Below are 12,518 nucleotides of genomic sequence, written 5' to 3' on the forward strand. Positions count from 1 at the left end.
GCGCCCCCCTGCCCCGCCGCCTTTGCCGGACTGTGATCAGTCCGCGGCCTGCTCCCGCCCTCCTCCCGTCCGCGGCCGGTGCCGTGCGAGCCCATCCTCCGACCGCCCGGATTCCTTTGCAAGAAATTTTTTGCAGAAAAGACTTTGCAGCGATCTCTTGGTGGACTACGGTGAGTGACATGACCGAACGACCCGGGTATCCGCTCCCCGAGGGTTCCGACCCGCAGCAGAACGTCGCCCTCGACGCCCGGGGGCTGCGCGCGCTCGCGCATCCCCTTCGCATCCGCCTCCTCGGCCTGCTGCGGGCCGACGGGGCCGCGACCGCCACCGGCCTCGCCCAGCGGACCGGCCTCAGCTCGGGCGTGACCAGCTACCACCTCCGCCAGCTCGCCGCCGCCGGGTTCGTCGCCGAGGACGAGGAGCGGGGCACCGGGCGGGAGCGGTGGTGGCGGTCGGTCCACCGGGGCACCTCGTTCGACGACGTGTCGGTGGCCCGCAGCGAGCCGGAGGCGACCCTCACCTACCTGCTGGCCGTCGCCGCCTCGCACACCGAACTGGCCGAGACGACGATCGGCGCCCTCGACGCCATGCCCGAGGTCTGGCAGGAGTCCGTCGGCCTGTACGACGCCGCGCTGCGCCTCACACCGGAGGAGACCGGGGCGCTGCGCCGCGATCTGCGCGAGGTCGTCGCCCGCTACCGGCGGGACGTCGTGGACGCGCCGGTCGAGGCGCCGCCGGGCGCCGAGCGCGTGGTGCTGGTCATGGAGATCCTGCCGGACCCGGCGATGGCGGCACCGGGCGGCGTCCGGTGAGCGGGCGGCGGCCGCTGTGGGGGCTGCTCGCGGCCTTCGCCGTGGCCAGGACCGGCACCGCCGTCTCGGCCATCGCCCTGCCCTGGTACGTCCTCGTCACCACCGACAGCGCCGTCCGCACCGGCCTCGTCGCCTTCTGCGAGCTGGTCCCCTACGTCGCCGCCAAGGCTCTGGCGGGGCCGGTCGCCGACCGGGCAGGACCGAGGACCGTCTCCTGGACCACCGACCTCGTCAGCGCCCTGTGCATCGGCCTGATACCCCTGCTCGCCGCCGCGGGGGCGCTGCCGTTCCGGCTGCTCCTCGTCCTGGTGGCGCTCATCGGCGCGGCGCGCGGACCCGGCGACCTGGCGAAGGAGGTGATGGTCCCGGAGGCGGCCGACCGCTCCGGCGTCCCCATGGAGCGCGCGACCGGGCTGTCCGGCGTGGTCGAACGGCTCGCGGGGACCGTCGGACCCGCCGTGGGCGGCGTGCTGGTCGCGCTGACCGGCGCGCTCGCCGGACTGGCGGCCAACGCGGTCTGCTTCGCGCTCGGTTCCCTGATCATCGCCGCCGCGCTGCCGCGGGGGATGGGCGCCGCACCGCCGGGGCCGTCCCCCGAAGGGCCCGGGAGCGCCGGGGCCGCGTCCGAGCCGGGCTACTGGCGCAGGTTCGCGGAGGGCCTCGCGTACTTCAGGACCGACCGGCTGCTGAGCGGGGTGATCGTCCTGGTGGCGGTCACCAACTTCCTCGACGCCGCGTTCAGCTCCGTCCTGCTGCCGCTGTGGGCCCGTGAGTCGGGGCACGGCACCTCCGCCGTCGGCCTGGTCGGCAGCTGCTTCGGCGCCGCCGCGATCGCCGGCAGCGTGACGGCCGCCGCCGTGGCGCACCGGCTGCGCCGCCGCCCCGTCTTCCTGCTCGGGTTCCTGATCAGCGGCGCCCCCAAGTTCGGGGTGCTCGCGCTGGCCTCCGACGGGGCGATACCCCTGGGGGCGGCCCTGGTCCTCTTCACGGTCAGCGGCTTCGGCGCCGGGTTCATCAACCCGATCATCGGCGCGATCGTGTTCGAGCGCGTGCCCCGGTACGTGCTGGGGCGGACGCAGGCGTTCGGCGACTCGCTCGCCGCGGCGGGCATACCCCTCGGCGGGCTCGTGGCCGGTGCCGCCGTCTCCGCCGCCGGGCTGCTGCCCGTGCTGCTCGCCGCCACGGCCGTCTACCTCACCGCCACCACCGTGCCCGCGCTGCTGCCGTCCTGGCGCGACATGGACCGGCGGCCGGGCCGGGCGGCCGGACCCGCGGGTCAGGCGCCGCCCACGCCCACGACCCCGCCGACCTCCAGCACTCCGTCGATCTCCGCCACCCCGCCGACCGCCGCGGCCGGGGCGGGGAGCGCGGCCGGGGACACGGGGCCGGTCGCCACGTAGACGAAGGCGGGCGGGAAGTTCCGCCACACCGTGCGGCCCGTCTCCACGCCCGTGAACGCCGCGCGGACCCGGGCACGCTGGCGCCGCGCCGGGGCGGCCCAGCGCGTCCACGAGTAGCTGAACTGCGTGTAGGCGCCACCGGGGGCGAGGACCGAGGCGATGGTGTCCACCAGCGGCCGCTCCCCGCTCTCGAACACGGTGAACGGCAGGCCGCTCACCACCAGGTCGGCCGGTCCCGTGCCGCGCTCGGCGAGGATGCGGGGCAGCGCGTCGGCGCTGTCCTCCACCACCTCGACGCGGGGGAACCGCCGCGCCAGGTGGCCGGTCATGCGCGGGTTCAGGTCGATGGCGACATGGCGGCCGCGGCCGCCGAGCCGCTCCTGGAGGGCGCCGGTGAACGCGCCGGTGCCGGGGCCGAGTTCGACGACGACCGGGTCGCCCGTCGCGGGCACGCGCGCGGCCATGCGCGCGGCCAGCGCGGAGGAGCTGGGCACCAGCGACGCCGTGTGCACCGGGTGCCGGAAGAACTCGCGAACGAACAGCGCGTGCCCCGTGCGCTCCACCATGGTCAGCTCCCTGCCTGTCGCCCTGCGGTGATCACGGTTGATCACGATCGGCGACCGGACGGGCGCGCGGCATCCGCAGACGAGCCGGAGAGAGCGGCCTGAAGGAGGAGGCGATTTCCACCTTGAGGCGTACGCGTCGAGTCGCCGGATGTGCTGTCCCCCGCGCGCCCGGGACAACGCGGGGGGACGGCCCGGGTCACGCGGTGCCGTCCGCACGGCCCTGGGTGAACGCCCGCGGCGCAGCGGCGGGTTGGCCATGACCGCCCCGGACAGGGCGGGCAGGGAGGAGATGAGACGTACGCGGCCGCCTGGGCGGTGGGGTTTCCAGCCGGTCGGGATACTGTCGGGCCGTGCTGTTGACCTGGGTGGGACGTGCGGTGGGCGAACGGTTCGGGCCCGCGCGGTTCGTGCCCCTGCTGATAGGTCCCGGCTACCTGCTCTTCATGCAGCGCACCCCGGTGACCCCCGCCGACTGGGCCGTGACCCTGGCCGCCGCCGGGCTGTTCCTGGCGGGCGGCAGATGGCCGCTGGCCGTGACCGTCGCCGAGTCCGCGCTCATCGTGGCCGCGCACGGCACCGCCGCGTCCACGCCGGTCGTCGCCAAGGTGCTCGCCAGCGTCGCCCTGTTCGAGCTGGCCGTCCGCCGCCCCTACCGCACCGCCCTGCTCGGCATGCTGGCCGTGACCGTCGCGTACGTCGTCGTCCTCGACCAGCACGAGACGGTCGGCGGGGTCCTCGCGGTCGGCTACCGCGTGCTGTGCGTCGTCGGCGCGCCGCTGCTCCTCGGCGCCTACCTCCGCGCGTCCCGCGACGCGCTCGCCCAGGCACGCGCCCGCGCCCGCGAGGCCGAGGAGCGCCGCGAACTGGCCGCCGAGGGCGCCCGGCTCGCCGAACGCACCGAGCTGGCCCGCGAACTGCACGACCTGGTCGCCCACCACGTCGCCTCCATGGCCCTGCGCGCCGGGGTCGCCCACGAGGTGCTCCCGGGGCTGACCCCGCCGGTCCGCGAGGTGCTCGACGACATCCATTCCGCCGCCACCGCCACGCTCGCCGACCTGCGCCGGATGGTCGCCGTGTTACGGGACCCCGCGGCGCTCCAGGACGCCGGACGCGCGGGCTCCCTGCTCGTCGCGCCCGCCGAACTCCCGGCCGCCGTCACCGCCGTCGTCGAGCGCTCCGCGCAGGCCGGGCTGCGCGTCGAGCCCCGCATCGACCCCGGCCTCGACACCCTCGACGCCGTACGGGGCCTGGCCGTCCTGCGCGTCGTCCAGGAGGGCCTGACCAATGTGGCCAAGCACGCGGGCGCGGGCACACGCACCCTTGTGGCCGTCACCCTCGCCCACCCAGCGCCCGCGCCCGTGTCCGCGCCCACCGCCTGCGGCGCGGACACCGGCACCGGCCGCCCCGACTGCACGGACCGCACCGTCCGCGTCGAGGTCACCGACGAGGGACCGGCCGGACCGCCCGCCGCCCGCCTGGCACTCCCCGCCACCTCCACCGGCGGCGGCTACGGGCTCGTCGGCCTGCGCGAACGCGTCGCCCTCTTCGGCGGCACCCTCAGCGCGGGCCCGGCGCCGCGCGGCCCCGGCTGGCGGCTGCGCGCCGAGTTCCCCGCCCCTCGGGTCCCCCGGGAGACGCCGTGATCAGAACGCTGCTCGTGGACGACCAGCGACTCGTCCGCGCCGGTCTGCGCATGCTCTGCGAGTCCACCCCCGACATCCGCATCGTCGGCGAGGCCGCCACCGGCGCGGAGGCCGTCCGCCTCGCCGAGACCGAACGCCCCGACGTCGTCCTCATGGACCTGCGGATGCCCGGCATGGACGGCACGACCGCCACCCGCCGCATCAACGAGGCACGCCCCGCCACCCGCGTCGTCGTCCTCACCACCTTCGACGACGACGACCACCTGTACCCGGCGCTCGCCGCCGGTGCCTGCGGCTTCCTCGCCAAGGACGCGGCCCCCGGCGAACTGACCGACGCGATACGGCAGGCGGCCGGCGGCGGCAGCCCGTTCAGCCAGGCCGTGCTGCGGCGCCTCGTCGGGCACGCGACGCGCGCCTGGCAGGGCCGCGAGACGACCCCCTGCGACGCGCTGCCCGAGCTGACCGCCCGCGAGCGCGAGATCCTCGGCCACGTCGGACGCGGCCTGTCGAACGCGGAGATCGCCGCCCGCGTCCACATCGGCGTGACGACGGTGAAGACGCACGTCGCGAGCCTGATGCGCAAGACCGGCAGCGCCACCCGCGTCCATCTGGCGGTGTTCGCCGTGCGCCATCCGCCCGGTGGTGGGCCGCGCGCGCTTGGCCCATAGTGGACCGGAGGCCGTGCGGGGGATCGGGCGGGGGGCCGAGAGAGGGACGGAGCCCGCGAGAGGAGCCGGTATGCCGCGCGCTGTGAGGTTCGACGAGTACGGGGACGTCGACGTCCTGCGGGTCGTGGAGGTGCCGCGCCCGGTGCCGGGCCCGGGGCAGGTCCTCGTCGAGGTGAAGGCCGCCGGGATCAACCCCGGCGAGGCAGGCATCCGCAAGGGGCTGCTGGACGCGATGTGGCCCGCGTCGTTCCCCTCGGGCCAGGGCAGCGACCTGGCGGGCGTGGTGACCGGCGCCGGGGCGGACGTGACGGCGTTCGCGCCGGGCGACGAGGTGTTCGGCTTCACCGACGACCGGGCGAGCCAGGCCGAGTTCGTCGCCGTGGACGCGCGGAACTTCACGCCGCGCCCCACCGGCGTCTCCTGGGAGGTCGCGGGCGGCCTCCCCGTCGTCGGCACGACGGCCTGGGCCTGCGTACGGGCGGTCGGCGTGACGACGGGCGACACCGTCGTGGTCTCCGGCGCGGCGGGCGGCGTCGGGACGGTCGCCTCCCAGCTGGCGAGGAACGCGGGCGCGACCGTCCTCGGCCTGGCGGGCCCGGCGCATCACGACTGGCTCGCCGAGCACGGCATCGTCCCCGTCGCGCACGGCGCGGGTGTCGCCGACCGGCTGCGGGCGGTCGCGGGCCGGGCGCCGGACGCGTTCATCGACACGCACGGCGACGGCTACGTGCAGCTCGCCGTCGAACTGGGCGTGCGCCCCGAGCGGATCAACACCGTCATCGACTTCGACGCCGCCGAGCGGCACGGCGCGAAGACGGACGGCAACGCCGCCGGGGCGAACGCCGACGTGCTGGCCGCCCTCGCCGCCCAGCTGCACAGCGGCGAACTGGAGCTGCCCATCGCCCGCGCCTACCCCCTGGACGAGGTGCGCGACGCGTACCGCGACCTGGAGGGCGGCCACACGCTGGGCAAGATCGTCCTGGTGCCCTGACCCTCAGCGGACGCGCACGACGGACTTGCCGCGCGTCCTCCCCTCCGCGAGCCGTCCGACGGCCTCCCCGGTCTCCGCGAGCGCGTACTCGGCGGTGACGTCGATCCGCACCCGCCCCGCCGCCACCTCGGCCAGCGCCAAGGCGGCGCTGCCGGCCAGCCGCGCCGGGTGCGTGGTGGCGAGCAGGCTGCTGTTGTAGGCCAGCAGGGACTGGCCCTGGCCGAGCAGGTCGTTGGCCGAGACGGTGACCGGCTCGAACGTGGCGATGTTGCCGTAGACCACGAGCCGTCCGTGGGGCGCGAGCAGCGTGAGGTTCGCGCGCCGGGTCGCGCCGCCGACCGGGTCGAGGACGACGTCGAACGCCTCGCCCTCCAGCGCGGCCGGGAACGCGTCGCGCGTCACCACCCGGTCGCAGCCGTACCGCGCGGCGTACTCCGCCTGCTCCCGGCCGCCGACCACGCCGACGATCCGCCCCGCCCCGGCCAGCCGCGCGAACTGCACCGCCTGGCCGCCCACCCCGCCCGCCGCCGCGTGGACGAGCACGCTCTCGCCTGGCCGCACGCGCGCCACCGTCCCGACCAGGTCGTACGCGGTCGGCGTCGTCCAGCCGGAGGCCGCCGCCGTACGGCCGTCGAGCCCGCCCGCCGCGACCGCCAGCGCCGCGGGCGCGACCGCCACCTCCGCGAACCCGCCCCCCGTCAGCAGCGCCACGACCCGCTCCCCGACCCGCCCCGGGTCCACCCCCTCACCGACCGCGCCGATCCTGCCCGCCGCCTCGAAGCCGGGGACGAACGGCCGCGGTACGGGGAAGTGCCCGTCCCGGACCAGGACGTCGCCCCACTGCACTCCGGCGTGCGTCACCTCGACCTCCACCTCGCCGGGACCTGGCACCGGCTCGGGGGCCTCCGCCACGCTGAACCGGCCGTCCGTGCCCAGGGTCACTGCGCGCATCGTCTCTCATCCTCCTGTGCTGTCTCAGTATCCTGAGACTCGAACACTAGGCAGTATCAACCAGTTGAGTCAACTCAGGAAGTTGCGACACATGGACGACGTGCCCGTCGAGGAGTACCTGTGCACCCGCATCCGCCGCGCCGAGCAGGCCCTCATGGGCCACCACGAGGCGGTCCTGCGCGCCCACGGCCTGACCATGACCCAGTACACGGTCCTGCTCGCGCTCTCCCGCCGGGACGGCATGTCAGGCGCCCAACTGGCCCGCGCCTGCGGCGTCTCGCAGCAGAGCATGGCCACCGTCCTCAACGGCCTGCGGGCCAAGGAGCTGATCGAACGGCGGCCCTCCCCGGTCCACGCCAAGGTCATGACCTCGACCCTCACGCCCGCCGGCCGCGCCGTGCTCGACCGCGCGTACGAGGAGGTCATCGTCCTCGAACGCGCCCTGACCGACCGCTTCACACCCGAGGAGCACCGGGAGATCTGCCGCCTCCTCGACCGGGCCACCGCCGTCCTCGCCGAGCAGACGCCCGCCCCCCGCCCCGCCCGCTGAACCCCGCGTCCCGCCCGGCCGCCCGGGGCGGGAGACTGGCGCGGGCACCATGTGCCCCACCACACACCGGCGACCACAGGAGCACCGATGGAGTACACACGCCTGGGCGGTTCGGGACTGCGCGTCTCGCGGATCGTCCTCGGCTGCATGAGCTTCGGCGACCCCGGCCGCGGCACGCACAGCTGGTCGTTCGGCATCGAGGAGGCCAGGCCGTTCGTCCGCGCCGCGATCGAGGCGGGCATCACCACCTTCGACACCGCGAACTCGTACTCGCTGGGCGACAGCGAGGTCATCACGGGGAAGCTGCTCGGCGAGTTCGCCCGCCGCGACGAGGTCGTCATCGCGACCAAGGTGTACGGCCGCATGGGCGACGGGCCGAAGGACAGCGGCCTGTCGCGCGCCGCGATCCTCGCCCAGTGCGACGCCAGCCTGCGCCGCCTCGGCACCGACCACATCGACCTCTACCAGATCCACCGCTACGACCCGGAGGCGCCGGTCGAGGAGACGATGGAGGCGCTGCACGACCTCGTACGCGCCGGGAAGGTCCGCTACATCGGCGCCTCGTCCATGTGGGCCTGGCAGTTCGCGACCATGCAGCACGCGGCCGACCTGAACGGCTGGACGCGCTTCGTCTCGATGCAGGACCAGTACAGCCTGATCATGCGCGAGGAGGAGCGCGAGATGCTGCCGTACTGCCTGGACCAGGGCGTCGGCGTCCTCCCGTGGAGCCCGCTCGCGCGCGGCCGGCTCGCCCGCGCCCCGGAGACGGTGACGCGGCGCAGCGAGAACGACGCGTTCGGCGCGCGCCTGTACCGGCAGGCGGAGGAGTCCGACCGCGCGGTGATCGAGGCGGTCGGCGCGGTCGCGGCCGAACGGGGCGTGACGCGCGCGCAGGTCGCGCTCGCCTGGCTGCTCCACCAGGCGCCGGTGACCGCGCCGATCGTCGGCGTGACGCGCGAGCAGCACCTCACCGACGCGGTGGCCGCCGTGGACCTCGACCTCACCGACGACGAACTCGACCGCCTGGCCGCGCCCTACGTCCCCCGCCTGCCGGAAGGCTTCTGAACCGACGCCCCCGCCGGGCGGCGCGTGCCCCCGCCTCGCACGCCGCCGGGGCGCGCCGGGTAGATTCTCGGGACATCGGCCGTTCACCGGGCAGACAGCGGACGGCACGCGGCATTCAGCAGACGAAGTCCAGAAGGCGTACGGGTGGCGGAGACCGAGATCGCGAGGGGCGGGCGCGCGTCCCGCGTCCGCCCCGTCGTCCTGTGCGCGCTGTGGCTGCTGGCCGCGGCCGTCGTCGTCCACCGCCTCGCCGCCGTCCTCGGCCTGCCCGGCGGGGAACGGCTCACCGGCCGCCCCGCCTGGCTTGACGACGACGGCCTGCCGCTCCATGACGCGGGCGGCTTCAGCGGCACACCGGCCGCCGCGCTGCTGCTGAAGGCCGTCACCGCCGTCACCGGGGAAGGCGCCGCCTGGGCGTGCGCCGTCCTGCTCGCCGCCGTCGCGGTGGCCGTCATCGCGTGCCGCGCCCTGCCCGCCGCGCAGCGCACATGGGCGCTCCCCGCAGGGATCGCGCTGCTCGTCGCCGCCATCCCCGTGCGCGAGACCGTCACCGAGGCGCGGCTCGACATCGTCGCCGTCCCGCTGGCCCTGGCCGGCTGGCTGCTCGCCGCACGCCGCCCGTACGGCGCCGCGTTCATCGGCGCGGCCGCCGCCCTCCAGCCCGCACTGCTCCTCTTCGCCCCGCTGTTCCTGCTGACGGGCCGACGCAACGCGGCGGTGCTCACCGCCGGCACGTTCGCCGCCGTCACCGCCGCCGCGTGGGCGCTGCTGCCCGGCGACTCCGCCACGTTCTGGCTGCACCACCTCGCGGGCGCAGGGCTCGAACCCGCCCCCGACGACACCGCCAACCAATCACTCCACGGTGCACTGCTGCGACTGGGGCTCAGCGGCCCCGGCGAGATCGTCCTGTTCACGGCACTGGCCGCCGCCGTCTGCGCGCTCGCCCTGCGCCGCGCCGCCCGTTACACCACGGACGGACAGCCGCTGCTGGCCGCCGCCCTCATCGGCTGCGCCGCCCTGGCCGCCACCCCCGCCGCCCCGCAGCAGGCCCAGCTGTGGCTGGCCCTCGCCCTCGCCGGACAGGTCGGCCGCCGCACCGCCGACCGCCCCATGTGGCCGGTGTTCGTCGTCCTCGCCCTGCTCGTGCCCGGGGACGCCCTGCTGCCGAAGATGGACTCGCTGGCCGTCTTCGCCGACAACATCCCGCTGATCTGCGTCCTGCTCGCCACATGCGTGCTGCGCTTCCTGCACCGCGACTCCGAGCTGTGGTCCCACCCGGCACGCGCGGGCCTCGCCTCCCGGCCGAACCTGCTGCTCGAACTCGCCCTGATCCGCGTCGGCTACTGGGCCTACTCCTACGTACGCGGCTACGTGCGCGGTGACCGCGAGACCGTCGAGGCGCACGGCCACCAGATCCTCGACATCGAACGCTTCCTGCGCATCGACATCGAGCACGCGGTCAACCACTTCGTGGCGGACCGGCCCTGGCTCGCGGACACCATGGACGTGTACTACGGCACGTTCCACTTCGCCGTTCCCCTGACGATCCTTGGCTGGCTCCTCGTGCGCCACCCCGGCGCGTACCGCAGGGCCCGGCGCGCACTCGCGTTCACCACGCTCTTCGGCCTGGCCGGTTTCTGGCTCTACCCGCTCGCCCCGCCGCGCCTGATGCCCGGCCTCGGCTACATCGACACGGCCAACGGCCCCCAGGACCTCGACGACCCGCGCTTCGGCGCGCTCACCGGCGTCACCAACCCGTACGCCGCCATGCCGTCGCTGCACGTCGGCTGGTCGCTGTGGTGTGCGCTGGTGCTGTGGCGGTACGCCCCGTACGCGTGGCTGCGCGTGCTGGGCTTCGTCTACCCGGCGGCGACCACCCTCGTCATCGTCGGCACGGCGAACCACTACCTGCTGGACGCGGCGGGCGGCGTCCTCGTCGTCGTCCTCGGCTTCGCCACCTCCCGCGCGATCGGCCGCGCCCTGGCGGCACGGGAGATGGCCACCGGAGCGGCGGAGCGTGCCGACGGCGGGGAGGACCGCCTCCCCGCCCGAGCCTGACCCCGCCGGACCAGCGGCGCGCCACGGGCACGACCGCTGTCCGCGGCGACTGGTACGCGGTGGCGTCCGGGGCGGGGGCGGGTGCGGTGACGTGGAGGTGGTGCAGCCGCCCGGCGCGGCCGGACTGCTGTGTTGTCCCTGGTCTTTCGGGGAGGGAAGCGGAGTGGGGTCACCGACCCCAGGGACTCCGTTGCGGCGTGCCGCAGTCTGCTCGGCCGCCTCACCGCCCCCTTTGCGACGACAGCGCCGGGGCGTGCCGTTCTGCCGTCAGCGGTGGCGCCGGAGCGCACAGGTGTGGCGGCGGTGGTCGGCCCGTTCCTGCCGTGGGCGCGGCCGGACGGTGTGGCTGTCTTCGGTCTTCCGGGGAGGAAGGCGCGGGGTAGGGGCGACCGACTCCGGGGCGCTTCGCTGTGACGTGGTGCGGTGTGCTCGGCCGTCTCACCGCTGTCTTCGCGAGTCAGCGCCGGGCGCGCGGGTGTGGTGACGGTCGTGGGCGGCCGGGACCGCTTCGTCCCGATCCCGCCCGGGGTGTCTGCTCGCGCCGGGCGCGCGTTCCTGCCGTGGGCGGTGGTCAGGCCGCCGCGACCGCGTTCCGCTGGTTCGCCGGACGGCGCGGGGCCGTTGGGCCGGTCGTGCCCGGACTTGCCTGCTGGTCACCGGCGTCCTGGCCGTCGTCGGCGCGCCCCCCGCTCGGGATTTGGCGCGTGTCCGTCACGGCCCCGCCGTCCTCATAGGCGGCGGGGCCGGTCGTGCCCGGGCTCGCCGGTCACCGTCGTCGCCGCCGCGCCGTGTCCGTCGCGGCGGCGACGCCCGGGGTGTCAGGCCAGGCGGTCGTATGTGTCGGCGCGGATCGCGTGCTCCAGCGGCTCGTCGCGCAGGAAGCGCTCGATCTCCGCCACCACGATCGCGCCCTGCGTGCGGCGCGAGTGCCGCGTGGCCGCGCCGATGTGCGGGGTCAGCGTGACGTTCGGCAGCCCCCACAGCGGATCGCCCGGCGTCAGCGGCTCGTCGTCGAAGACGTCGAGCGCCGCCGAGATGCGGCCCGACCGCAGCTCCGCGACCAGCGCGGGCCCGTCGATCAGCGCCGAGCGCGCCGTGTTGACGAGCACGCCGCCGTCCGGGATCAGCGCGAGCCGCCGCGCGTCGAGCATGCCGCGCGTCTCGTCCGTCACCGGCGCGTGCAGCGCGACGACCGGGCAGCCGGCCAGCAGTTCGTCCAGCGGGGTGGGCACCACGCCCAGCCGCTCCGCCTCCGCCGCCGGGAGGTACGGGTCGTACACCGGCACGGTCGCGCCCAGCGCGCGCACCAGCTCGATGTACACCCGGCCCACCCTGCTGGCGCCCACCACTCCGATCCGTGTGCCCGCCACCGTCGTGCCCAGGGGCACCGCCTGCGCGGCGGCCCAGTCCCGCCCGCCGTGCATCGCACGCTCCACACTGTGCAGCGACCGCAGGTGCCCGATCGTGAACCACAGCGCCAGTTCCGCCACCGAACGCGCCATACCCGCCGCCGCGTGACTGAGCGACACCCCGTCGGCCACCAGCGACTTCGGTACGAGCCGCCGTACCGTGCCCGCGCTGTGCGCGACCAGCCGCACCCGGCCGAGCGCCTCCCGCCGCTCCGGCAGCGGCGGCGTGCCCCAGCCCGTCACCAGCACGTCCGCGCCCGCCCGTACGGCCGCGTCGCCGCTGCCCCCGGTCCGCACGACCGCGCCGCACGCCGCCAGCCGCGCCAGCAGGGCCGCGTCGAACAGGTCGTCTGCCAGCTCGTCCCGCAGGTCGAGCGCGATCGTGACTCGCCCGTCCGCCACGCC

At 75.6% G+C, this 12,518-nt stretch carries 10 protein-coding genes and 1 pseudogene; 8 read left to right on the top strand and 3 right to left on the bottom strand.

Annotated elements, in window-relative coordinates; translation table 11 throughout:
• Positions 1-179: 179 nt before the first annotated feature.
• Positions 180-812: a winged helix-turn-helix domain-containing protein gene (locus ACIBPC_RS03510; RefSeq protein WP_362956017.1), complete on the top strand. Its 633-nt coding sequence runs from the start codon at positions 180-182 to the stop codon at positions 810-812.
• A complete protein-coding gene (locus ACIBPC_RS03515; RefSeq protein WP_398840970.1) occupies positions 809-2,212 on the top strand; it encodes an MFS transporter in 1,404 nt (467 codons plus the stop codon). Before ACIBPC_RS03510 ends, ACIBPC_RS03515 begins: the two co-directional genes overlap by 4 nt.
• A gap of 143 nt (positions 2,213-2,355) precedes the next feature.
• Here ACIBPC_RS03515 and ACIBPC_RS03520 read toward each other — a convergent pair.
• A pseudogene (locus ACIBPC_RS03520) lies at positions 2,356-3,036 on the bottom strand (class I SAM-dependent methyltransferase); the annotation flags it as partial.
• Between the two features lie 92 nt (positions 3,037-3,128).
• On the opposite strand from ACIBPC_RS03520, the gene ACIBPC_RS03525 reads away from it, so the two are divergent.
• The 3 genes from ACIBPC_RS03525 (at position 3,129) to ACIBPC_RS03535 (ending at position 6,080) form a co-directional block, all read left to right on the top strand.
• Positions 3,129-4,421: a sensor histidine kinase gene (locus ACIBPC_RS03525; RefSeq protein WP_398840972.1), complete on the top strand. Its 1,293-nt coding sequence runs from the start codon at positions 3,129-3,131 to the stop codon at positions 4,419-4,421.
• The gene (locus ACIBPC_RS03530; RefSeq protein ID WP_398840974.1) at positions 4,418-5,089 is read left to right on the top strand and encodes a response regulator; all 672 of its coding nucleotides are present in this window, start codon (positions 4,418-4,420) and stop codon (positions 5,087-5,089) included. The genes ACIBPC_RS03525 and ACIBPC_RS03530 overlap by 4 nt, the downstream gene beginning before the upstream one ends.
• Positions 5,090-5,159: 70 nt before the next feature.
• Positions 5,160-6,080, top strand: a complete 921-nt coding sequence (locus ACIBPC_RS03535) for an NADP-dependent oxidoreductase (RefSeq protein WP_398840975.1) — start codon at positions 5,160-5,162, stop codon at positions 6,078-6,080.
• Positions 6,081-6,083: 3 nt separating this feature from the next.
• Here ACIBPC_RS03535 and ACIBPC_RS03540 read toward each other — a convergent pair whose 3' ends face one another.
• Entirely contained in the window at positions 6,084-7,031 is a 948-nt protein-coding gene (locus ACIBPC_RS03540) for a zinc-binding alcohol dehydrogenase family protein (protein ID WP_398840976.1), read from the bottom strand.
• Positions 7,032-7,122: 91 nt separating this feature from the next.
• Between ACIBPC_RS03540 and ACIBPC_RS03545 the strand changes: the two genes are divergently transcribed.
• The 3 genes from ACIBPC_RS03545 (at position 7,123) to ACIBPC_RS03555 (ending at position 10,704) form a co-directional block, all read left to right on the top strand.
• Positions 7,123-7,581 (top strand): MarR family transcriptional regulator, encoded by a 459-nt coding sequence (locus ACIBPC_RS03545; protein ID WP_362956032.1) that lies wholly within the window; start codon positions 7,123-7,125, stop codon positions 7,579-7,581.
• Between the two features lie 87 nt (positions 7,582-7,668).
• Positions 7,669-8,646: an aldo/keto reductase gene (locus tag ACIBPC_RS03550; RefSeq protein ID WP_398840978.1), complete on the top strand. Its 978-nt coding sequence runs from the start codon at positions 7,669-7,671 to the stop codon at positions 8,644-8,646.
• A gap of 144 nt (positions 8,647-8,790) precedes the next feature.
• Positions 8,791-10,704: a phosphatase PAP2 family protein gene (locus ACIBPC_RS03555; RefSeq protein ID WP_398840979.1), complete on the top strand. Its 1,914-nt coding sequence runs from the start codon at positions 8,791-8,793 to the stop codon at positions 10,702-10,704.
• An 818-nt stretch (positions 10,705-11,522) separates the two neighbouring features.
• Here ACIBPC_RS03555 and ACIBPC_RS03560 read toward each other — a convergent pair.
• Positions 11,523-12,515: a hydroxyacid dehydrogenase gene (locus ACIBPC_RS03560; protein WP_398840981.1), complete on the bottom strand. Its 993-nt coding sequence runs from the start codon at positions 12,513-12,515 to the stop codon at positions 11,523-11,525.
• Positions 12,516-12,518: the final 3 nt, after the last annotated feature.

The organism is Streptomyces sp. NPDC049879, assembly GCF_044461265.1.
GTDB lineage: Bacteria > Actinomycetota > Actinomycetes > Streptomycetales > Streptomycetaceae > Streptomyces.